The 23,023-nt window shown below is 62.8% G+C and carries 17 protein-coding genes; 2 read left to right on the forward strand and 15 right to left on the reverse strand.

The genetic code is table 11. The features are described from left to right. Positions 1–44: 44 nt before the first annotated feature. From NZ993_02080 to NZ993_02115, 8 genes are all read right to left on the reverse strand, one after another. Positions 45–764: a hypothetical protein gene (locus tag NZ993_02080; GenBank protein ID MCS7154586.1), complete on the reverse strand. Its 720-nt coding sequence runs from the start codon at positions 762–764 to the stop codon at positions 45–47. 26 nt (positions 765–790) lie between these two features. After that, positions 791–2,137 carry a GTPase HflX gene (gene hflX, locus NZ993_02085; protein MCS7154587.1) on the reverse strand — a complete coding sequence of 449 codons (1,347 nt, stop codon included), beginning with the start codon at positions 2,135–2,137 and terminating at the stop codon, positions 791–793. Positions 2,138–2,173: 36 nt separating this feature from the next. Beyond that, the gene (locus tag NZ993_02090) at positions 2,174–2,773 is read right to left on the reverse strand and encodes a hypothetical protein (GenBank protein ID MCS7154588.1); all 600 of its coding nucleotides are present in this window, start codon (positions 2,771–2,773) and stop codon (positions 2,174–2,176) included. A 33-nt stretch (positions 2,774–2,806) separates the two neighbouring features. Further along, entirely contained in the window at positions 2,807–4,915 is a 2,109-nt protein-coding gene (locus NZ993_02095; protein ID MCS7154589.1) for a BatA domain-containing protein, read from the reverse strand. Between the two features lie 11 nt (positions 4,916–4,926). Further along, positions 4,927–7,128: a UvrD-helicase domain-containing protein gene (locus NZ993_02100; protein MCS7154590.1), complete on the reverse strand. Its 2,202-nt coding sequence runs from the start codon at positions 7,126–7,128 to the stop codon at positions 4,927–4,929. Between the two features lie 8 nt (positions 7,129–7,136). Beyond that, positions 7,137–8,327, reverse strand: a complete 1,191-nt coding sequence (locus NZ993_02105; protein MCS7154591.1) for a class I SAM-dependent rRNA methyltransferase — start codon at positions 8,325–8,327, stop codon at positions 7,137–7,139. 33 nt (positions 8,328–8,360) lie between these two features. Beyond that, complete coding sequence (locus tag NZ993_02110) at positions 8,361–9,230, reverse strand: YfiM family protein (protein ID MCS7154592.1); 870 nt, start codon at positions 9,228–9,230, stop codon at positions 8,361–8,363. A 76-nt stretch (positions 9,231–9,306) separates the two neighbouring features. After that, positions 9,307–9,870 carry a UpxY family transcription antiterminator gene (locus tag NZ993_02115; GenBank protein ID MCS7154593.1) on the reverse strand — a complete coding sequence of 188 codons (564 nt, stop codon included), beginning with the start codon at positions 9,868–9,870 and terminating at the stop codon, positions 9,307–9,309. A gap of 288 nt (positions 9,871–10,158) precedes the next feature. On the opposite strand from NZ993_02115, the gene NZ993_02120 reads away from it, so the two are divergent. Further along, on the forward strand, positions 10,159–11,598 hold the full coding sequence (locus NZ993_02120) for a HAMP domain-containing histidine kinase (protein MCS7154594.1): 1,440 nt from the start codon (positions 10,159–10,161) through the stop codon (positions 11,596–11,598). Here the strand turns inward: NZ993_02120 and aroC are convergent. Both aroC and NZ993_02130 read right to left on the reverse strand, forming a co-directional pair. Next, positions 11,595–12,800: a chorismate synthase gene (gene aroC, locus NZ993_02125; protein MCS7154595.1), complete on the reverse strand. Its 1,206-nt coding sequence runs from the start codon at positions 12,798–12,800 to the stop codon at positions 11,595–11,597. The two genes, NZ993_02120 and aroC, sit on opposite strands and share 4 nt — an antisense overlap. A 16-nt stretch (positions 12,801–12,816) precedes the next feature. Continuing rightward, positions 12,817–14,172 carry a prenyltransferase gene (locus NZ993_02130; GenBank protein ID MCS7154596.1) on the reverse strand — a complete coding sequence of 452 codons (1,356 nt, stop codon included), beginning with the start codon at positions 14,170–14,172 and terminating at the stop codon, positions 12,817–12,819. 967 nt (positions 14,173–15,139) lie between these two features. On the opposite strand from NZ993_02130, the gene NZ993_02135 reads away from it, so the two are divergent. After that, the gene (locus NZ993_02135) at positions 15,140–15,601 is read left to right on the forward strand and encodes a cytochrome c (GenBank protein ID MCS7154597.1); all 462 of its coding nucleotides are present in this window, start codon (positions 15,140–15,142) and stop codon (positions 15,599–15,601) included. 119 nt (positions 15,602–15,720) lie between these two features. On the opposite strand, the gene NZ993_02140 is transcribed toward NZ993_02135, so the two are convergent. Genes NZ993_02140 through NZ993_02160 form a run of 5 tightly spaced genes read right to left on the reverse strand, consistent with a single transcriptional unit; the run spans position 15,721 to position 23,012 of the window. Then, positions 15,721–17,520, reverse strand: coding sequence for a SulP family inorganic anion transporter (locus NZ993_02140; GenBank protein MCS7154598.1), 1,800 nt, complete (start codon positions 17,518–17,520; stop codon positions 15,721–15,723). Continuing rightward, entirely contained in the window at positions 17,517–20,414 is a 2,898-nt protein-coding gene (locus NZ993_02145) for a molybdopterin-dependent oxidoreductase (GenBank protein ID MCS7154599.1), read from the reverse strand. Before NZ993_02145 ends, NZ993_02140 begins: the two co-directional genes overlap by 4 nt. A 13-nt stretch (positions 20,415–20,427) precedes the next feature. After that, positions 20,428–22,089: a polysulfide reductase NrfD gene (nrfD, locus tag NZ993_02150; GenBank protein MCS7154600.1), complete on the reverse strand. Its 1,662-nt coding sequence runs from the start codon at positions 22,087–22,089 to the stop codon at positions 20,428–20,430. A 55-nt stretch (positions 22,090–22,144) separates the two neighbouring features. Next, the gene (locus NZ993_02155; GenBank protein MCS7154601.1) at positions 22,145–22,729 is read right to left on the reverse strand and encodes a DsrE/DsrF/DrsH-like family protein; all 585 of its coding nucleotides are present in this window, start codon (positions 22,727–22,729) and stop codon (positions 22,145–22,147) included. Between the two features lie 22 nt (positions 22,730–22,751). Further along, complete coding sequence (locus NZ993_02160; GenBank protein MCS7154602.1) at positions 22,752–23,012, reverse strand: sulfurtransferase TusA family protein; 261 nt, start codon at positions 23,010–23,012, stop codon at positions 22,752–22,754. Between the last annotated feature and the right edge of the window lie 11 nt (positions 23,013–23,023).

Consider the following 23,023-nt stretch of genomic DNA (forward strand, 5'->3'; position numbering starts at 1 on the left):
ACGCGGAATCGGGCGGCCGGTACAACCCATCCGGGACCGGGGTTTTACACCTCCAGGTAGCGCAGCAGCTCCCGAAGCCGGTGTTGCAGATCTTCCTCCGAAAGTCGCCCTTGAGCTGATACAGTGGTGGGGTAGCCGAAGCGCTCCAGCGTGCGGGCGATCGGTTCGGCGTTCAGCGTATTGAGTTTGATCGTAACGCGGTGCCGGTTCTCTTGGAGGGTTTCCGTCTCCGTTTCGAACCCCTCTTTTTGTGCGACCGGTGGGCTGCTAAAGGGCACAAGTTCAGTGGAGATGCTTAAGATCTTAACCCCGTGCGATTCGATCAGACGCACGATCTCCGAGAGCATATAGTCCCGAGGGGCGAGCTCGACGGTCAACACCGCCCCGTATTCGTGAGTGGAGAGCATGTGGGCAAACCGGCTGTAGAGCGCTTCCCGTTCGACGGCGCCTACGTAGCGTCCTGTGGCGTCTACGACGGGCCAGAGTGTCCACCCATGGCTCTGCATACGTCGGGCGGCTTCGAACGGGTGGTCCGCCAGCGTTACGGGTTCTCCCGGGGGAGGTCCGGATACCGAGGCCACCGGCTGATCCGGTGAAGCCGTTCGGAGAGCTTCCAGCTCCAAAGCCCCCACCCAGTGTCCTTGGGCATCCAAGACGGGCACTTGCCGATGATCAGCCGTGCGGAGGCGTTCCAGGGCGCTCTGAACGGGTTCTTCTAAGTACGCGACCGGCGTGTTGGGGTTCAGGACGTCCTGGATCGTCATGGCTTTTTAGCGTCCGGACACAAACTTTATGCCTGCAGAAAATCAACAGAAATAGGCTCACGACCGTTCCAGGAGCGCAGCGCGCGCTCAAGCGCGCCCGCTCGCTTGGGATCTACGCGCAGCCGCAGCCGAATCCAATCGGGTCCCTCTACGTTTTGTTCTAATATCTCGGCTGTTCTGTGCAAGTACGCCAGCGTGCGGGCCTCGGAGGCCGGTATGCGCACCTCCCGCTCCTCATAACCGGATTCCACCAGCCCTAGAAGCCGGCCGCGGAGCTCCATCAGGCCGATCCCCCGCAGGGCTGAAAGCAGGACAGCGTCTGGAAACTCGCGGCGCAAGGCCAGCACCCGGCTGCGATCCTCGATACGGTCGATCTTGTTGAGCACGAGCACCACAGGCTTACCGGCGGCTCCGATCTCTTGGAGCGTTTTTTCCACGACGCGAATCTGCTCTTCGAGTTGCGGGTGGCTAGCGTCGGCCACATGAAGCAGCATGTCCGCCTCGCGGACTTCGTCCAACGTGCTCTTAAAGGAGGCCACAAGATGGGCTGGCAGTTTACGGATAAACCCAACGGTGTCGGAGAGCAGGATGCGCCGATTAGGGGCCAAGTACACCTGACGCACCGTGGTGTCCAATGTGGCGAAAAGCCGATCCTCCGTCAACACGCGGGCGCCGGAGAGCAGGTTCATGAGGGTGGACTTACCCGCGTTTGTGTAGCCTACTAGCGAGATCCGAATCTCTTCGGATCGGCCCTTGCGTTGGGTGCGCCGTTGTTGTTCGATTTCCGCTAGCTTGCGGCGCAGTGTGGCGATGCGCCGCTTGACCAGCCGACGGTCGGTCTCTAGCTGCGTCTCCCCCGGGCCTCGAGTGCCGATGCCGCCGGCTTGCCGCTCCAGGTGCGTCCACTGTCCGGTAAGGCGCGGTAACAAGTACTCCAGTTGCGCTAACTCCACCTGCAATTTGGCTTCGGCCGTACGGGCGCGCGAAGCGAAAATATCCAGAATAAGCCCCGTGCGGTCGATTACCTTCACGCCTATTTCCCGCTCCAGGTTGCGGCTCTGAACCGGAGACAGATCCTCATCGAAGATCACCAGATGGGCCCCGGACTCCAAGACCCACTGCCGAAGCTGTGCGACTTTGCCGCGCCCAATAAAGAAGGCGGGATCTATCGTGCGGCGTTCCTGCCAGAGGCGCCCTACGACCTCAGCTCCGGCCGTGTCGGCCAAGAGGGCCAGCTCATCTAGGTATTCTTGTGCCTTCTGTCGGGGCACTTGAGGGGTAACGATGCCCACCAGGAGGGCGCGCTCCCGAGTCGGCCTCGAGGGTTCTAAGCCCGCGGCCTGGTGGGGGGCTGTGTGCCAAGTCTGCCTCATGGGCGATCGAGAGGGCGAATAAGAAAAGGAGACGGCTTATTCGTTATTAAGCGCTTCGCGGCCATAGACGCGCTCAAGCGGATACTGGAAGCGGCGGTCCACTTTGAGCTGCACAATTCGCCGAAAGGCGGGCAAGAGCGTTCGGGGCACCCGCAATCGGATTCGTTGTCGGCAAGAACAGCTAGACCAGCCGGTTTGGCTGTAGAGGAAGGTGTAGCATACGTACCGAGGGGTTTCGGTGGTGAAGTAGTCGACAATTGCCTCCCAGGGTATAGCCCGATGCGGGGCATTTACGTGCGGCACAAGCCCGTGGTCCGTTACCAGGCGTTGACAGAGCAGGTAGGCGCTCACAAACCAGAACCCGCCCAGCAGCAGAGCCGGTATGAGCTCTCCCAGATAATCCCAACGGCCCTCCCAGAGGGTCCAGACCCCCCAGGCCAGCACAGATCCCAGGTACACCGTGGGGGCCAGCGGATAGCCCATCAACCGGCCTTCGGACCAGTACAACAGGACGCGCCGTATCCGCAGGCGGTTCCAAAGGGTCAGAACGGCCAGTAGTGCCGATAATCCGACCAGAATCCAGAGGCTGAAGCTCTGGGCGAAGGCGATCACGGTGTGCACCGTCTGTGCCGGCATCGACTTAATAAAAGGTCTCCGCGTTGCACCTTGTCAAGCTGCGTGGCTTGCTGGGACGGCGTCTGTAGCGATCAGGGGTCGGCGACTTAGCCACCCTTCCACAACCAGCAGCAGGATCGCCACAAGCAGAAAATAAGCCCATGCTTCCGCCCCGTATCGCCACGCCCGAACGCGTTCCGGCGTGGGGGGCTGCTCTAGGGGATGCAGCTGCACGGTCCAGCCGAATGCTCGCAAACGCCGTTCCAACTCCCCCAGCGGTATGCGGCGCACATCGCCCTCCAGAGGCGAGAGATTAAACGCCGCATAGCGCAGGAACGTTTCTTCGCTGCGTATCTCGTATAGGCCCGCCTCTTGGGCCGTATACGAGATCCCGATCTGATGGGCTAAAAAGGTCGGCTCTAGCGGTTGCGGAATCCCATCAGGTCCGATCAAGCGCACCGGACCGGCAAGCGGGCCAGGTAGCCGTATCCAAGCGCTCTGCCCCACCCAAAAGGCCATGGGGCGGTTCCAGTCTGGTGTGGCCGTATAGAGCAGAGCCCGATACAACAACGGGGCGAAAAGCCCTCGGAACGGCCAATCCGACCAAGCCGGATCGGGGCTTAGCCCGAAAAGCAGTACAGGGCCGCCCGAGGAGCGCAGTTCGCTTAAGAAGGCCTCGCCCGTGGCTAAGCTCATAATCACCTGATCGCGCCCTGAGGGGCCCACCTGGTACGGAAGCAGCCGAAAGACCTCCGGGGATTCGGGCCGCGTTGCTTGTTCGGCGGTGCGCAAAAAAAGACCGTTTAAGAGCGGATGATCCAGCTCAATCGCCCCTAAGCCCACGGGGCGTTCGAAGCGCCGCATCGGTCCCCAGGATCCCCCACCCAGCGCGGCCACGAGCCGGCCATACGGCTCGGCCGATCGTTCAGCCGGAAACAAGCACATGCCGCCTCCCCGCTCCACGAAACGCACCAGCCGTTCCTGCGCGGTCGGGCTGAGGGCCTCCAGCCCTACAAGCCATATCGCCTCAAAGCCGGACAGGTCCATGTCCTCTAACCCATCCGGGCTAGCGGAGCTCCAGACGATCTGGCCCGATCCCAGCACCTCCGGGCTCAAGGCGAGCTCTAGCCATCCCGCGTCCGCCCCCGGACCCTTTACCAGCAGCACCCGGAAGCGGTCCGGAACATGCAGGCTGAAAAGCAGCTGATTGTCATAAGGGAAGGGGTCCTCCTCGAGCGCGAGCACACCCGAAAGCCATCCGGCTCGGGGTGGCGTGAAGAGCACCTCAACCTCTGTGCGGCCCTCGGGGGGAAGCGAGAAGGTGCTCTGCCCGAGTCGCTGTCCTTCGATGTGCACCGAAAGAAGCGCCCCCTCTACCGGAGCTCGACTGTAGTTGGCCACTACAGCCCGTATCCGCGCCGGTTGTCCAGCTGCTAGGAGGACGCTGGGAAGTTCCGCTGAAACGATCCCCACGTTGTGCGGCGGTCGGGGGCCGATAGTTAGGGCTCGCAGTAGGCCCGATCCGGGCAAGCGGGGCAGGGTGTCGGAGCCGAATGCGGTGCGCTGAAAATCGGACAGGATCACGATCTCGCGCGCACCCGAAGGGCTTTCCTGCAGAGCTTCGGCCGCAGCCTTGATGGCCTCCGCAAGCGAATGCGATGCAGCCTCAGGGCCAAGCCTTTCAAGCCTTTGGCGGGCCGCTTCGGGGGAGGTAAGCGCTTCCGGCTTCTCCGGCCAAGACCCCGCGGTGGGGATCACGTAGATCCAGTCTCCGCCCCGAAGGGTCTGCAGCAAGGCCCGAGCCGCCTCTTGGGCTTGTCGCCAGTAGGTGCCGCGCTCATCGGCAAGCGTCATGCTCAGGGAGTTGTCCACCACAAGGGCCACCGAGACGCGCTCGGAAGCCCCAGCCCACTGAGCTAGCGGCCCCCGGAGAACCGGCTGTGCGAAGGCCAAAACCAGCGCAGCGACGGCCAGCGTGCGCACCAGAAGCAGCCACCATTGCTGCACACGAAACCGACGGATGGCCGAGGCCTCTAGGGCCCGAAGAAACCGCAGTGAGCTAAAAGCTATGCGCTTGGGGCGTCGCAGGTGCAATAAGTGGATCAGCAGTGGGATCGCCGTTGCCGCCAAAGCCAAGAGCATCCAGGGGTTGAGAAACGACATATCCCTTCACCTCAAGCCCGCCGCAGCCGCGCGTACTGCACGACGAGCTTCTTTTGTCCATAGGCCTCAAAATCCACCACCACGCGCGCCTGTGGACCGGATCCTTGCACCTCAAGCACCCGACCCTCTCCAAACTGCGGATGTTCTACGCGCATGCCGGGACGCAGCGCGCGCCAGTCCAGGGGCTCCTCCTGCAACATGGCCTCCCGATCCCCTGCACGCGGCACAAGGGGGGGGCGGCTCAGGGTGCTGGCCAACGGGTGTCCCTGCTCATCCACTAACACTTCCGGATCGATCTCCTCCAGAAACCGAGAGCGCTTCATGTACTGCAGCGTCCCGAACCGATATCGACTCCGGCTGTAGGACAAAAAGAGCCGTTCCTTGGCTCTGGTAAGGCCCACGTAGAAAAGCCGACGCTCCTCCTCCAGATCGGTATCCGAGGCTAAAATCGGGAAAAGCCCCTCCTCTAGTCCCGCAATCCAGACCACGGGAAACTCAAGACCCTTGGCCGCGTGCACGGTCATGAGCACCACCCGGTCGGCGTGCGGTTCGTAGGTGTCGGCGTCTGTAAGCAACGAAACCTCCTGCAGGAACGCTTCCAGCATGGCCTCTGGATGCAGACTCTGGTACTCCGCAATGGCGTTCAGCAGTTCCTGTACGTTCTCCCAACGGGCCTCGGCCTCCGGGGTGCGCTCGGCTAGCAGCGCCTCCAAAAGCCCCGTGGCCGCGATGTAATCCCGCACCCATTCCGCGGGCGGTCTTTTGAAGGCGAGCTCGCGATAGCGGTCAAGAAGCGTTCGAAACGCATCCAGCACGCCAACGGCGCGGCCTGAAAGCCCCGATGCGTGCGCTCGCTCGATAGCCTGCCAAAGCGACTCATGGCGCTCGGCCGCCATCTGACGCAAGCGCTCTATGGTGCGCTCGCCGATGCCCCGCGGCGGTACGCTTAGGGCGCGCAACAGGGCCTCTTCATCATGCGGGTTGATAAGCAATCTAAGGTAGGCCAGGACGTCCTTGATCTCCCGCCGCTTGTAAAAGGAAAGCCCTCCTACGAGTTGGTACGGAATGGCGAACGTGCGCAGGCCGTCTTCGATAGCGCGCGATTGGGCGTTGGTGCGATACAAAACGGCCATATCCCGATATCGATAACCCTCCCGGCGCAAGAGGCTAAGGCTTTGGGCGATCTTCTGACCCTCCTCGCGCTCGGATTCGCAACGTACTAGCATGACCGGTTCCCCATCCGGATTAGCCGTCCAGAGCCGTTTGGGGAATTGATTCCGGTTGTAGCGGATCACGGCGTCCGCCGCGCGCAGGATGGCCTTCGTGGAACGGTAGTTTTGTTCTAGCCGAAATATCGCCGCCTCTGGGTAGTCCCGTTGAAAGCTCAGCATGTTGCGTATATCCGCCCCTCGGAAGGCATAGATTGCCTGCGCGTCATCGCCTACTGCGCACAGGTTGCGGTGTCCGGAGGCGAGTAGGCGCGCGACGAAGTATTGGGCTCGATTGGTGTCTTGATATTCATCGATCAGGATGTACCGAAACCGTTCCTGATACCGCGCCAAAACCCCCGGAAACCGATCAAAGAGCCATAGCGGCACCAGCAACAAATCGTCGAAATCCAACGCGTTGGCGCGCTGTAGCCGCTCCCGGTAAATCGCGTACAATTCGGCTGCGCGTTCTTCAAAGATGTTTTCCGCTCGCCGAAGGGCCTCCTCTGGGTCTATAAGCTGGTTTTTCCAGAAGCTGATCCGATGCCGCAGCGCGCGGGGGGAAAGCAGCTTAGGATCCCAACCCGCCTCCCGGAGCAGACCCAGTAGGAGGCGCTCTTGGTCCTCGGTGTCGTAGATCGTAAACTGGCGGGTCCAGATGCCCAGGTGCTCGATTTCCAGGCGCAGCAGGCGGGCAAAGAGGGCGTGAAAGGTGCCCACCCACAACGCACGCGCCTCGGGCCCGATCAAAGCCTCAATGCGCTCTTGCATCTCCCGAGCAGCCTTGTTGGTGAAAGTCAAGGCCAGGATTTGTTCCGGATAGGCTCGGCCCGTAGCCAGCAGGTAAGCGATCCGGTATGTAATCACGCGCGTTTTACCCGACCCCGGCCCCGCGATGATGAGCACGGGCCCCTCGGTATGTTCGACAGCTTGGCGCTGCGCGTCGTTGAGTTCATCCAGGAAAAGCAGCCTCTCTGAGGCACGGGATAGCCAGAGCCGATGCATGGGAGCTCCTATGAGGCCTGTAGGATGTAAAACTTAAGGTAACGCGTCTCCGGCATAGCCAAAAGCACGGGGTGATCCGCGGGTTGATAACCCCGATACAGCACGCGCAGTGTGCGGCCCACCGCGATGGCGCTTTCCTGTAGGATCTCCAGAAACGTCTCCTCGTAAAGGTGATGCGAACAGGAGGCGGTAGCCAGAAAGCCACCGGGCTCCAACCACTGCAGGGCGCGCATGTTCAAGTGCCGATAAGCGCGTCGGGCGGACCCGAGGGTTTTGCGGCTGCGCGTAAAGCTTGGAGGATCAAGGATGATCAGCCCAAAGGGGCCGTACTCGGGCATGGGGCCGGCCAGAAAATCCAGCGCCTCGGCCCGCATAAGCTCCACGGAGGAGGCGGCAAAGCCGTTGCGGGCTAGGTTCCGATGAAGGCGCTCCAGAGCCGACGCGGATATGTCCACGGCCCATACCGAGTCTGCCCCTCCCGCCAGGGCGTTGAGCGTAAAGCCCCCCTCGTTACAGAACACGTCGAGCACCTTGCGGCCCCGGGCGAAGGGGCGGACCGCCAGGCGATGGTCGCGTTGGTCCAGAAAAAAGCCCGTTTTCTGTCCATGGAGCACGTCGAGCTCATAGCGCAAGCCGTGCTCCTCGATCTCTATCGACTGGGGCAGACGACCCCGTGCCACCGCGCGATGCTCCGAAAGCCCCTCATGGCGACGCAGGGGGGAATCGTTGCGCAATACGATGGCCTGGGGGCAGAACAGTTCCTCCAGCGCGTCCAAAAGAGCCGCCTCGCGCTGGGCCATGCCGATAGAGAGCGTCTGCACGGCCAGCACATCGGCGAAACGGTCCACGATCAGGCCGGGTAGCCCGTCGCTCTCCCCGAAACAAACCCGGTAAGCGTTTGTGCGGGGCTCCAACAGCGCACGTCGCAGGCTCCAGGCCGTCTCAAGTCGCTTGAGAAAGAAATTTTTATCGATTGGCTCTGGTTTACCCCGACCAAGCAGGCGAACCGTGATAAGAGAGTGCGGATTATACAGGCCCCAACCTAAGTAAAGCCCGTCGGCGCGCCGAACCTCGACTACGGCGCCCGCCTGAGGCGGTGGGCCCTCGCAGGATTCGACCTCGTTCGAAAAGACCCAATAGTGACCTCGCAGCAGACGCCACTCGGCGCCCTTTTTGAGGCGGATACGGGCTAGCGCCATGCCGCAAAAGTACGCCTTCGGGCGCTTTAAAGCTCATCGGCGCGTCGAGACCCACAACAGCCCCACCCAAGGTCGGAACCCCGGCCGAAGGCGAAGGGTTGGCGCGGGCCCGTGTATCGGCTCCAAAAGCCGCAAAAGAAAACCCCATGGGGATCGAGCTAAATGAGCCAAATCATAGTCCAGGGCGAACATCCATTCCAGGTAACGGCGCCTGCGGTCCTCCGGTGTCGGACGGTCCCCAGAGCGCAGATGCTTTCCTCCCACGCCCAGGGCGATCCCGAGCCACCGCGGCCAGGGTGGGCCCAGCCCAAGTCGATGCGGGTAAAAGACGAGCCAATAGTTATGCCCCTCGTAGTCATCCACGAAAGCGTGTTTAAATCCCGCTGAGGGCCAGTAGCTCCACTTCAGGGCCACCGCCTGAAGGCCGGGATGACGGGACCTTAACGCAGCCCACCACGCCCCGAGCGCGCCAAAGAGCCAGTCTATGGGATCCGCCCCGTAAGTCCGCCCATAGCCATCGAAAAATTCGATGTAGGCGGCAAAGAGCGTAACCAAAACGGCGCTGTAAAGGGCCGAACGGTCAGCCGAAAACCCCGCCCATTGCAGCGCCCTCCAGTAGGTATCCGAGAGCACCGAGGCCGCGTAGAAATGCCCCAGTTTGTCCAGGTGCAAGGCATAGGGGCCCTCGATGCGGATCTGCCAAGGTCCGCGCAGGGAGTCCGGCCACCAAACTTGCGTATGCCACAAGTGGCTAAGCAGGAAGGCCACACCCGTGCCGAGGCCCAATAGGGCGCGCCGCTCAAAGCGCACCTGCGTGGCCCGGTGATTGGAATCCGGCGCGGCCGCTTTCGCTTGCATGCCCGCCAGCAGCAGGCCCAGCGCAAGAGCGATTCGTATGCGCATCAAGAATGTAGGCGATCGGCTAGAGCCTTGGATCTTGCTCGCCAGCTGGGGCACACGAGGCGGCTTATGGGCTAAGCTAACGCACGCCGCCTGCTGCGCACAGGGGGGCACCCATCGGCAACCGCTCCACCTGTGCGGCCGGCACTTCGATCGCCAAGCCCTGGCAGAGGTGCTCGATGTAGACCACCAGACGGCCCCCACCTTTGCGCATCACGTATCGTCCCACTATGCCTCTGAGGGGACCGGCTACGACGCGGACCGGATCCCCCGGAACCAGGGTCTCGCCGAGTACCTCAACCCGTTCGGGTTCGTAGGTGAGTATGCGGCGCACGGCCTCGATTTCGTGATCCGGAATCGGCGTAGGCTCCCCTCCGAAGCGCACAAACTGCACCACCCCCTCTACCTGTAGCACAGCCAGACATTCCCGAAGCGTGATGCGGACAAAGACGTAGTTGCGAAAGACAGGTACGTCTACCCATTTCTTCCGGTCTTTCCATTGGCGTCGCTGCCGCAACAGCGGTAGATAGGCTTCAATACGCCGCTCCACGAGCCGCGCAAAAACGCACTTCTCCGCGTTAGCTCGTGTGTAGATGGCATACCACCGAAGTGATGAGCCCGAGCCCGACAACACCTCCTCCACAATAATGCGATGGACATCCTAAAGACGCCTTAAGCGGGCACTGGGTTACATGCCGCCCTTTGCTTCGGTTTTCCTCAAGGACTTACTAGCAAGCCTAAGACCTACGGCTTTAAGTCGTGCCCATGAGGCAAGATGCGCGCTGCGGAATGCGCTAGGGCGGCAAAAACGAACCCTCAGGGTGGAATACCCCGTCATTGAGAGGTCGATCTCGTAAACAATACTCGTCACACAGTTCGAGCTTAATGGGGAGACGACCCCGGGCATGCTTTTTACAGAGCGGGCTCGTGTATGAGAGCACCTCTCAGGTCCATACGGCAATGGTACGCGGAGCTGCCGCGGGTCCACCCTGTCCGCCTGACCTTGGAGTATGCGCGACGATTCTTCTTGAACACCCCCAAGCCGGGCCTCGGCTTCGATGTGGATCTGTTTCTTTCGGGGCGTCTAAAACGTTTGGAGCGCCGGATGCTTCGGGTGCGCGCTTTGGGGGGGCTGGGCGGACTGAGCATAGGCGGAATTTTGACCTGGCCAGAGGGGGTCTTCTTGTGGGCGCTTGCGCTGATCTATGTAGCTGGGTTGTGGGGGCTTTGGCGCAAGATACGGCTAGCCTATCGACCCGTACGCGCACGATGGTTTCTAGGGGCCTGGGATGGGCTATGCGGGTTGGGGTTGTTCACCTTGGAGACGGGGTCCTCCTTCTGGGGATGGGGGCTTTTGGGACTTTTTCTGTATGTCTTTTACGCCGATGCCCGCCTAGTGGGGGCTTTGGGCGCCGTTTGGGGCTTGGGATTAATCGGGCTTGGCGGTCTAGCTCTTGAAGAAGGGCTACTCTGGGTCGCGGGTGTGCTTTTGGCCTCTGCTACGGCCTACAGTCTGCGCCATCAGTGGGCGCATTACGTGCAACTACAGCACCGGCAAACAACCGATGCGCTGCGCTCGAATTTTGAGGCGCTTCGCCGCGGTGAACTAGAGCGGCTTGATGCAATGAAGCGCCAGTTTATCACGCTGCTTTCGCATGAGCTGCGCACCCCTGTTACCCCGATCACGAGTGCCCTGGAGATGATGGGCCCCTACGTCCGAACGCAGGCCGATCTGCAAGAGCTATGGAGCATCGCCTCAGAAGCCGCCGGTCGGCTCAGCCGGCTTGTGCAGGATTACACGCAGCTGGCCGAGCTGCTCCTAGAGGAGCAGCCTGTGTCGCTCTGGGAGGCCGACGTGGGCGCCATAGCCCGCGCCGTGGTGCAGCGGGTCTTGCCCAGCGTTCAGAGCCAAGGGCATGAGATGCAGTGTGTTATTCCCGACTCCCCGCTTCTGGCGCACACCAATTCGCCCTTGCTGGAGACGATCCTGGAGGCGCTTTTTCGGCGCGTTCTGGGGGCGCCTCAGGAAAGAATCCGGCTTCGCTTGGAGCTTGCGGCGCACAGTCCAGGAGAGCTATCCATTCGGTTTTGGGATTCCTTTACGCTCGTCTCGGAATCCGATGTGATCGCCCTGGAGGATCCCTTCGGCCTCACAGCGGAGCGGGCCTACTTTACCCGGGCTAGCGGGCTGGAACTTACCCTGGTTCGCCGTGCTCTGGAGCGATTGCGAGGGCGTTGGACCATACGCAGCCAGGCCGGATGGGGTACGGAGGTAACCCTGTATATACCCCGCAACCCCGTAGCCGATCGGCACGGACCGGAGAAAAGTCGTCTGCGCTTTGCTTTCCTAGGTTCTGCGTCGAGCGGCTAGGCGAAACCGGCGTAGGCGCGCGCCTGCAGCGCGGAAAACCGCTCCCGGATCTCCTCCAGGTGGTCTCCCCCGGTTACCTCCAGCAGAGCCTGGGCCAAGCAGAAGGCCACGACCGCCTCGGCGATCACGGCCGCAGCGGGCACGGTGCAGATATCGGAGCGCTCATAGCGGGTGCGTGTGCGCTGGCGCGTGCGCACGTCTACGGTCCATAGGGCGTTGGAGGCGATGGTCGGGATGGGCTTCATGGCCGCGCGCAACACGATGGGCGCGCCCGTGGAGACCCCGCCTTCGATGCCCCCGGACCGGTTGGTGCGGCGCGCAAAGCGGCCCTCCTGGAGCACGATCTCATCGTGGGCCTCTGAGCCATAACGGGCGGCTAGCTCACAACCGTAGCCGATCTCCACGGCTTTGATGGCCTGAATAGACATGACGGCCTGAGCCAGCCGGCCGTCGAGTTTGCGATCCCAGTGCACATATGAGCCCAGGCCTGGCGGCAGGCCCGTGACGAGCACCTCAAAGACCCCTCCTAGGGAGTCCCGGCGGCTTTTGGCGGTTTCGATCGCGGCCAGCATCTGGGCCTCCAGCTCCGGATCAAGACAGCGAACAGGCGAGGCGTCAGCGGCCTCCGCTACGGCCCCGGCCCCCCGTTCCAGGAGCGGAGCCGTGCGGGCCTCGACGTGCGCGCGATCCGAGTAGGCCGCAGAACCGATCTGCAGCACGTGGCTGCCGATCTGCACGCCCAGCGCCTCCAAGAGGGCGCGCGCCACGGAGCCGCAGGCCACGCGCATGGCGGTTTCCCGGGCGCTGGCGCGCTCGATTACGGGGCGCAGGTCATCGAAGCCGTACTTCTGCCAGCCCACCAGGTCCGCATGCCCCGGCCGAGGCACAGTGACCGGAGGGGCGGGATCCGGGACGGGCTCCAGAGCCATAACGTGAGCCCAGTTGACGGCGTCGCGCCGAAAGACGGCGTTTTCGATCAGAAGGGCCACGGGGCTGCCGATCGTGCGGCCATAGCGGAGACCGGATAGGATGCGAACCGTGTCGGTTTCGAGCCTCATCCGCCCTCCACGACCATAGCCCAGCTGCCGACGCTGTAGGTGCCGTTGGATGAACTCGGCCTCCAGGGGCACCCCGGCCGGCATGCCTTCGACGATGCCCACAAGCGCCGGCCCGTGCGATTCCCCCGCGGTCAGATAGCGCAACATCGGCGCAAACCCGTTAGCTCAAAAGGCGATCCAGAAATAGCCCCCCGATCAGGGCGGCCGAGAAGTACAGATGCAGCTGGGCGCTGAGCAGATCCAAGAAGCTAAAGGCCACGCGGGCGTGATTGAAGGCCACCTGGATGTTACGCGCGGCCACAGGCAACGTGGCCCATACGGCCAGGGCCCAGACGGGAAGCCATCCGGCCGCCACGAAGGCCGTGCTCAGCGCGTAAGCGCCCGCAAGCAGGGCCACATAATACCAAGCCGACCCCCGAGGGCCTAAAAGCCCGGCTAGGGTTCGGTAGCCCGCGCTTCGATCTTCCAGGATATCCCGGTAGTTGTTGCCGTGCAGAACGGCGATCGTCAATAGCCCAAGCGGCACCGAAAGCCAAACCGGATCCGAAGCCAGCGCGCCCGTTTGCACATAATAGGAGCCGAGGGCCATCAGAGGGCCGAAGGCCAGAAAAACGGCTATGTCGCCTAGAGCCCGGTACTTGAGCCCAACCGGAGGGGCGGTGTAGAAGACCCCCAAGGCCGCGCCGGCTAGGGCAAGATAGCCGACCGCCGGCCCGCTTCGAAGGGCCAACCAGGCGCCGATGAGCGCGGCCAAAACAAGCAGCAACGCGCCAAAGGCCCGATGGAGCTGAGGCCGCATGAGCTTGTCGACAAGCACGCGGCTAGAGCCGAGCACGCGCCAGGTGTCTGCGCCGCGGCGCCAGTCCATGTAATCGCTCAGCACGTTGATTCCGGCATGCGCCAGAAGCGCCCCTAGAAGCGTAAGGCCCAAAAGCGGCCAAGAGAGCTGGGGGGCCAGCATCGCCCCCAGCAGCACCGGGGCTAAGGTGACGGTAAAGGAAAACGGTCGGACCGCCTTCCAATAGAGGCGCCAACTGGAATGGCGATCCTTGAGCTCCGTGCGGAATAGCTCCAGAACGTCCTCGGTCACCTCCACCTCGGCGCGCGGCTTCCAGAACTTCGTAAAGTCGGAAACAAAAAGCTTCGTGGGCCGGATCCGAAAAACCGTGACCCCGGGGATAAGCTTCGCATACAGCACAAGCTCCAGGGCCTTGCGAAAGATGTAATGCCGCTCGGGCCGATCTTCGATGGGACCCAGCGGTTCGGCGATGCCCTTGCCCTGCACGAAGCGATCCGGCACCCCGCGCTCGATCACGAAGGTCACCTCCGGGTTCTCGAGTAGGTTGCGATAGTTGCGGCCCTGCTCCAGGGCTGTATAAAGGTAGCCGTCGTGCTCGGCGAAGTAGGCCTTGCCGGCCCAAACGCCCGAGGAACCTTGCGTAACGAGGGTAAAAGCCTTATTCTCCCGAAAAACCTGCTTGGCTACGCGCAAAGCGTCTCGATCGGTTGCCGACATAGATACCCCCTACTTGTATTGCAATGTTGCATGAACCTCGTTAAGAAATGCGAGCGTTCCCAGTAAAAAACAACGCCCCGGCCCCCAAAAGCTCAGCATGGGGCGATGCTAGATGCGGCCTTTGGGGGCATCGGATGAGAGGCCTCGCTGAACAGTCCAACCGGGCTTGTGCCCCCTGGCGCCGGCCCCACGGGCGCGGTGGAGCGGTTTAGCAGCTTCCGGCTCTACGAGTGCGTGCCTTTAGCGCAGGCTTTGTGGGGCGATACCAAGCCGGTGTGGGAATTGCTCGCCCCAAGGCGGAAACGCTAAGGCTAAAACAGGCTCGGGAGGGGCTCTCGCTGCACCCTATGAGGCGTCTGCATGAGGGCCGTTTTGCGCTCCATGAGGCCGCGTGCGTTCCGGTATCTGCACCCCTTAGCTGCTTCCGATCGGGCCGATGGCCGCAGTCTGGGCTTGGGTCTGCCCGGCCATTTGCTCGGATGCGCGACGCATGCGGCCATCCATAAGGTGCTGGCTATGGTTGCCGTATGGCCGATGCCTCTTGTAAGGAGGGGAGGCATGCGCGAGCCGATTATTTCGCCTCTCCGTCTGCGACACGGGAGGGCTAGGTCGCGCGCACGCGTAGTTTCTGAGGGTGCACCGTCGCTACAAGCGGCCTAAGAGGCTGCCTTATAAGCTAAGAGCTGCGCACCCGGGAGGTGCGATATCCGTATGGCTTGCCCAAGCGGCGATTTTGATTGTCTACGCCAGGAGCCAGGCCCTCAGGCGTTCTCTTCGCCGGGGCAGGGCGATTGCTCCCTCCGGGGTGTAGCCGCAAAGCGAAGGGGAAAGGCGGGATGTTTTGGCATAAAAAACTTTAAAGGTCTTAAAAGCTAAAAATTCACAAAACCTTCATGCACGACCTTTCCTCATTCGGGTATATTAAGAATCGCCTGCTTAAAAGAACTCAAGCGAAAGGGGTTGACGTATGCGTCTCTTATTGGCTGCGGGTTTGATCCTTGGGTTGGGCGTATGGATAGGCTGCGGACGAGGGGGTTCCCAGGCAGAGCCTTCGGTTGAGAAGGGGGGAAGTGCTCTGGGAGCGCGGCCCGTTGAGCTTGAGATCGGGCCGATCAAGGAGCGGATGCAGTTGGGGCCGGTTGATCCCGCCTTGGCCGATCAGGGCAAGGCGCTTTTTGAACAGAAATGCACCAGTTGTCATAAGCTCGATATGCGTTATGTGGGCCCCCCGCTGCGGGAGGTCGCGCTTGTGCGCTCACCGGAGTACATCATGAACATAATCTTAAACCCCGAGGGCATGCAGGAGCGGCATCCGGTGGTCAAGCAACTTGTCGAAGAGTACATGACCAAGATGACGTTTCAGAACGTAACGCAGCAGGAGGCGCGAGCCATCTTGGAGTTTCTGCGGCAGGCCGCGGGAGAGGGTTGATAAGTAAGTCCAGAGCGCGTTTTGACTTGGCGCCCTCACTTGCTGAAGAGGGCGCCTTGTTTAGCCCTCTTCGCTTACATGCGATCCATCGGGTGCTCAGATCTCGGTGGCTTGCATGTCTACTGGAGCCTCCGCGGCAGGCGGCCTGGAATCGGGGGGTTTGCGGCTAGTTCCTTTTCCCGGTAGGCCCGCCAGGCGGGGGAGAGGGCTTCCTCCTCCAGGCGGGGCAGCCAATCCCGGAGGGCTTGCCTGAAGGCCTCTAGCAGCGAGGAAGTGGCGGGGTAGACCTGCTCCGGAGGAAGCACGGCCTGCATGCCCGCCTCCTGAATAAGCCGCGCGTAATCCGGTCGCACGCCCACGAGGATGAGCTTACCCCCGCTGCGCTCCAAGTGCTCTGCGAATTCAAAAAGCACGTTCCAGCAGGCATAATCGATCGAATGCGCGCCCCGGGTGCGCAGCAGGATCAGGCGCGGCCGCTGCAGCGCGACAATCTCGTGCAGCTGTTCCCGGAGCTCTTGGGCCACGGCGAAAAACAGCTCCCCGTATACGCTGAGGGCCACAAGGGCGCTGGGCGCGTGCGCGCGGCCCGGCAGGTAGAGCTCCTCGGCAAAGGAGCCATCGGGCCGTGGGATGAGCTCAAATAGATGTAGGATCCGGGCTCGATGCAGCACGGCGGCCAGCCCGACCAGGATGCCGACGAAAATACCCCATTCGATCCGGTATAGCACCGTCACGGCGCACGTTAGGCCGAGCACGAGCGCATCTGTACGGGAGGTCTGCCAGACCCGCCTCAATAGGCGCAGGTCAAGGAGCTTATAGCCGATATACAGCAGCAGCCCGGCCAGAGAGGCTACGGGTATGCGTTCTAGGAGCGGTCCCGCGCTGAGCACGGCGATCACGATCCAGAACGCATAGGCCACGTTGGCCAGTCGTGTGCGGCCACCGGCTTGCTCGATCAGGGCTGATCGGCTAAAGGAACCCGATCCCGGGATGCCTTGAAAGAAGGCGGCCACGACGTGGCTGAGCCCTTGGCCGAAGAACTCTTGGTTGAAGTTCAGCCGCTGGCCGTGTTTGAGCGCAAGCGCTTGTCCGATCGATACGGCCTCGATCAGGCCCAGCAGGGCCACGGCCAAGGCTGCGGGCAGCAAGCTGTCGATCAGCTCTAGCTCCAATATGGGGGGATGCCATTGGGGCAGCCCCCGGGGAATCGGGGCTATATCCTGGACCAAGGCCAATTCTGCAGGGGCCAGGATCCAAACGAGCCCGGTGGCCAAGCCGATCACCCCCAAGGCGACCGGAAAACGCCGGTTGTAGCGCTCGAAGGTCAGCAGCAAGGCGGCCGTGCCCAATCCAACGCCGGCCGCCCAGGGGTTGGCCTCGGGCAGGCGGCTGAGCGTTTGCCAGAGCCTACCCGGAAACCAGCTGCCCGATGGGGCCGGCACGCCGAGCAGATGGTGCAGCTGGCCAAGCCCAATAAGCAGGCCCGCGCCGATCGTAAAGCCCAAGAAGGCCGATTCGGGCACAAAACGCACTAGCCCTCCCAGGCGCAACAAGCCGAAGGCCAGCCGGATGAGCCCCACCAGAAGCGTAAAGGCGAAGACAAGCTCCAGAAACGCCGGGCTGTTCGCAAGGGCCGACAAGGCGGCGGCCGTAAGCAGGGAGGCCGAGTTCGTGGGTCCCGTGTTGACGAAGGGCGAGCTCCCCCAGAGCGCGGCTACGGCCGAGGCCGTGATCGCCGCGTAAAGCCCGTAGACGGGGGGCACGCCGGCCAGGATCGCATAGGCCATGACCTGTGGGATGGCGAAAACGGCCACCGTAAGCCCCGCCTGCAGATCCAGGCGCAGCTTGTGGGCGTCGTAGCGCCGCAGGTCCTCAAGAAAAGGGGCCGGATGGATCCGGTCTTCTGGCGGATGGATCATGGCCCTTTCCCGCCGGGACCGAGCTCCGCCTCAGCAGAAGAGACGTAGAAGGCCTCCGTGGCGGGGCGGAAGGGGCGGTTCAGCCATAGCGGGCGCCGTAGGTTATGGGGGCCTGGTCCGGGGCGCGTGAGGGCTAGCCACTGCTTGTAGATCGCAAAGGCCTTTTCCGTGTCCACGAACACGTCCCCGTAGCGGTCCTCGGGTCGAGCCGGCTCGATCCGGCACCACTGATGCCAGCAGTGCATGCCCGAGATGGGGTCCGGGTGCACCGCGTGCGTGAGGTTCTGGTGCACCCCGCCGTCGCGCCAGAAGATCCGCTTCGAGTCGGGATCGGCGCTCTCGAAGGGCTCTATGCCCTGCGCCACGCGCATACGCCACTGGCCCGGGCCAAGCTCTTCGATGCGCACCGTGTTCGTAGCCCATCGATTGCCCGGAGGGTCTTGTTCGCGACGCCAACGCCCGATGTGGTGCGAGCAGGCCACGATGCCCGGTTTGACGGCCTCCGTCACCCAGACGCGGTCGACGAAGTAGCCGATCTCGGTCGTAACGCGCACCAGATCGCCTGTGCGCAACCCCAACCGGGCGGCATCCGAGGTGTGGATCCAGATCGGGTTGCGATGCGAAAGCTCCACCAGGTATTTGGCGTTTCCGCTTCGGGTGTGGATCAGGGTCGGCAGCCGGAAGGTGGGCAAGAGCAGAAACTCCCCGCGTTCTCGGTTGATGCGGTCTCGATGTACGTGGCTTTTGATGTAAACGGGGATCGCGTACTCAGACCAGCCCCAGTCGACCATGGTCTGCGAGTAGAACTCCTGCTTGCGCGTTGGCGTGGGGAATCCGACTCGGATCTGACCTTTATACCAGACGCCCACGGCTTCGCGCTCCCCGTCGGAGCCGCGCACGTAGGCGATGTGCGTCTCCGGATCGATCTCGGCCCTCTGGGCGAGTTCCTCCGGGATCGGGTCTAAGTGCTTCTGGTATACCTGCCGTTTGACCTCGAAGGCGCCGTAGCGGCGCATGTATTCCAGAGGATCGAGCCCCTCCCGCGCGGCCGCCTCAGGTAGTCCGGGCACGTGTTCGAAGATGTAGCGGTAGTATTCCTCAATCGTCATTTTCTCCCCTGCTCGGTAGGGGGACTCAAAATGCCGCCGGATGCCCAGGTGGCCGTCCGGATCGATGCGCCAGGAGAGCTCGATCCAGAACTCGTCCTCCTCCCAGACCTCGCCCGGGTTGGCTTCGTATGTGTAGCGCACCGGGCGGCCCTGTCGGCGCAGGGCCTCGCGCAGCACGGGCTGTCGGAAGCCAATCCAGATGCCCGAATGGGTCTCGTAGCTTACGATGTCGTGTCGTTCTGAGGCGTGTCCCATCGGAAGCACGTAGTCGGCCCAGTAGGCGGTCTCGTTCCACGTGGGGGTCAGGGCCACGTGCAGGCCGATTTTGGACTCGTCGCGCAGGGCCTCGATCCAGGAGAAGCCATCCGGGTACGTCCAGACCGGGTTGAAGACCCGCGTAAAGTAGACCTCAAGCCGCCCTCGGCCTTCCTTCAGAAAATGGGGCAACAGGAAGCTCATCTCGTAGTGCGCAAGGGGGTACTCCAGAGGGAAGTGCAGCTCGTTCCAGAAGCGCGTAGCCGGCGGCACATTCGGCACCGTGGGCTTGAACTTGTTCCAGGCGCTCGGGCTTGTGCCTCCATAGGTTCCGACGGAGCCCGTGAGCACGTTCAGGAAGTGCAGGGCGCGCGCCGTAGCCCAGCCGCCCAGGTTGCCGCTTGAGGACGAGCGCCAGATGTGCGTGGCAAAGCGCGAGCCCGCCTCCCCGATCTCGCGGGCCACCGCGATGATGAGTTCCGGGTCGATTTCGGCCTCGCGTGCGGCGAACTCGGGCGTGAACGCCGCGTATTCCTCGATCAGGGCCTCGATGAAGGCCTCAAAGGTGCGCGGTCTGTTTGGATGCCGCGCCCGCAGGTAGTCGTGCCAGTTGACCCAGTGCTCCAGAAACTCCCGATCGTAGCGCCCTTCGATAAGCAGAATACGGGCCATGCTCAGCAGCACCGCCGCCTCCGAGCCCGGGTAGGTGGGCAGCCAATAGTCGGCCAGGCTGGCCGTGTTCGACAGCCTCGGGTCCATGACGGCCAGCTTGGCTCCGCGCATCTTGCCCTCGATGATGCGCTGGGCGTGCGGGTTGAAGTAATGGCCCGTTTCCAGGTGCGAGCTCAGCAGCAGGATAAAGCGCGCGTTGGCGTGATCCGGTGAGGGCCGATCATAACCTTGCCAGATCGCGTATCCGAACCGGGCCCCGGAGGAGCAGATGTTCGTGTGGCTGTTGTGGCCGTCTACGTTCCAGGCCGCCAGCACGCGCTCCATGTAGCCTTCATGACCCGGGCGGCCGACGTGGTAGACGACCTCGTTGTTGCGGCCCTCCGAGAGCGCTCTGCGAATGCGGCCTGCGATGTCCTCCAGGGCCTCCTCCCACGAGACGCGCTCCCACTGGCCTGAGCCCCGCGGCCCCTTGCGGCGCAGCGGATACAGGATCCGGTCGGGATCCGTGAGCTGGTTGATCGTAGCCGGCCCCTTGGCGCAGTTGCGGCCCCGCGAGCCGGGGTGATAGGGGTTGCCCTCTAGCTTGCGCACCTGACCGGTGTCCTTGTCGATGTAGGCCAGCAGGCCGCAGCCGGCCTCGCAGTTGAAGCAGATCGTGGGCACGATCATGTACCGGCGCCGCAAACGCCGAGGCCAGGCTTTGGGATCGTATTCCTCCCACTCGTCCCAGCGCTCCATGGGGGGATATCGTCGCAGGCCGCTTCCCGGCTCCAGTCGAGGCAGCGGCTCGCCGTTGCGCTCCAAGCGCGGGATCAACCGGAGGGCCTCGGCCGCGCGTTCGATCCAGCTTTTCGCCATGGCCGTCTTCTCCTTACGCTAGCGGGATGAGCTGAGGGGCGCGCACCCACAGGTGTTCTATGGGCAAAAGGGCCGCAAGCAGCGCCAGGCCGAAAAGGGCTAAAGCCCAAGCGGGCCATCCTAGCCAAAGCCCTAGCAGAAGCCCCAAGATCGGCAGCACATGTCCGATCCATACCGCGTTCCAGAACAGGCGCCGGTAGTAGCCGCGCGTGATCATGCTTACGACCAGATGCGCATCTCGCGTCGGATGCGGCACAAGCAGCTCGGCGGCCATTACAAGCAAGGCGAGCAGGCCCGATCCCAAGCTCACCCAGGCAAACACTCGCCCCTCTAAGCCTTCGAGTGCCGCCACAGCAAGGCCCACAGAGCCGCCGGCCACAAGGGCGTGCACGAACATATGGGGCACCAGGAGAGGGCTTTGCCAGAAGTCGCGCCCCTTTGCCTGCGCAAACAGGAAGGCCGTGTAGATGGCCACTCCGACGGCCGTAGGATAGCTGAGCAGGCGGGCGGCTTCTTCCAGGGCTGCAAGGTTTAGCCAGCGTGCTCCCATCCAGAGGCTGAGCAGCGCCCCGTAGAAGGTGATCAGGTAGCCGCCCCGGACAAGCCAAGAGCGCTTTTGGGGCCGCAGCAGCACATACAAGAACCGATCGGGTCGGTCTAGGTCCTTGATGAGAAGCAGCCCGGTAAGGGCCAAAAACAGCAGGGCTACGATCCCCAAGGCCCACTCGGCCATCGCGGAAAGGCGTACTAGCCCCAGATCCTGCAGCAGAAGCGGCACCAAGAAGGCCCCCGCAGCGATGGCCTTGGTCCACACGTAGGCCGATACCTCCCAGCCCCAGAGCACGCCCTTGCGCGGTGCGTCGTAGGCGCGCCGTATGTGCTCCTGGCCGTAGACGCTGCGTTGCATGCGGAGCAGGGGATCTTCCTCCTGATGCCGCACTTCCTTGGCCACTTTGCGTTCCGCCTCGGCCCAGCCCGCGGGCAGAACGGCCAGCTCCTGCACCCATCTGCTCGTGTCCTGGCCGTTTTGAGGTCGGCCGGCTTGGGGGGCGAAGTGGCCCACCCCCCTTGCCTGGGCGCTCCAGACGTAGTCGGCCCCCGGGGGTGCGGCCAGGGGATCCAGGGAGGCGGTATCCCCGTCGATATACCACAGCTTGGGCAAGGTGCCCTTTTCGGGTTTGCGCACCTGCACGGCTTCACGGGCCAGCAGCTGGCTGATCTCCGAGTTCGGGTCGTCCAGATCCCCGGCAATGATGGCGTGTTCAGGGCAGACAACCACGCAGGCCGGCTCCAGGCCTAAGTCGATACGGTGCGCGCAGTAGTTGCACTTGGCCGCCGTATGCGTTTCCGGATCGATATAAAGCGCATCGTAGGGACAGGCCTGCATGCAGGATTTGCATCCGATGCAACGTTGGGAGTCGAAGTCCACGATCCCGTCGGGCCGCACAAAGAGCGCCTCCACAGGGCATATCTCCACACATGGGGCCTCGGCGCAGTGGTTGCAGCGGTGTACGGCGAAAAGCCGGCGCGTGTTCGGATACCGGCCCTTCTCGACGTATTTGACCCAGGTGCGGTTGACGCCGAGCGGGATTTCGTGCTCCGCCTTGCAGGCCACCGTGCAGGCGTGACAGCCGATGCACTTGCGATTGTCGATGATAAAGCCGTAGGTAGCCATGGTCCGAAAACCTCTCTCCCTGCGCCCGAGGGGCTACTGAAACGGGCCCCGCTTCTTAGATGAAGAGCGTGATCTTGGATTTCGAGGCGTCCGCTAGGTAGGTCGCCACCCCGCCCAGCTCCAGGCCCGGTAAGAGCTCCTCTTCCCGGATGCCCATGACGTCCATGCTCATGGCGCAGGCCACTACGCGTACACCCAGCTCGCGCGCCAGTTGGAAAAGCTCCTCCAGCGACTGCACCCGCTTTTGGCGCATGACGGCTCGCATCATGCGCGCCCCGATGCCGCCGAAGTTCATCTGCGAAGGCCCCAGCTGGCGCATGTTCTGGGGCAGCATGAGGCTGAAGAGCTTTTCCGTGAAGCGCTTGCCCCGCAGCGTGGCGTGATTTTTTATCACGCTCAGCCCCCAGAACGTAAAGAAGACCGAGACCTGCATGCCCATCGAGGCGGCCCCGGTGGCGATGATGAGCGCGGCCATAGCCTTGTCCAGGTTGCCGCTAAAGCAAATGATGGCCACGCGGTTTTCGGGCAGATGCCGCTGCACGCGGCGCATCTCCCGCTCATAACGCGCCTCCAGGGCCTCTAGGCGCTGGCTCAGCTCCTGCAGCCGGGCCTCCAGGTCTTGTGTGACGATCTCGGCCATGGTTCCTCCTCCCAAGAATGGCTTATCCTTCCACGCGGCGAACGTAGTGGGCGTATACGCGCCGGCCCTGTTCGTCGGTGTACTCTTCTTGCTTGACGAGCTCAATGGATTCGTCCGTTTCCGCCCAGCCTTTAAAGTCCAGTACTGAGCCGCGGTCGGTGGCAAGCACCTTCAGGACCTGACCTACGGGGATTTGCTTAATGGCGCGGTGCGCGTTGACCAAGGGCATGGGACATTGCAGGCCCCGGGCGTCGAGCTCCTGTGCGATGACGAAGTCCTTCATAGCAGCCTCCC

The sequence above is a fragment of the Bacteroidota bacterium genome, assembly GCA_025059945.1.
Taxonomy (GTDB): domain Bacteria; phylum Bacteroidota; class Rhodothermia; order JANXDC01; family JANXDC01; genus JANXDC01.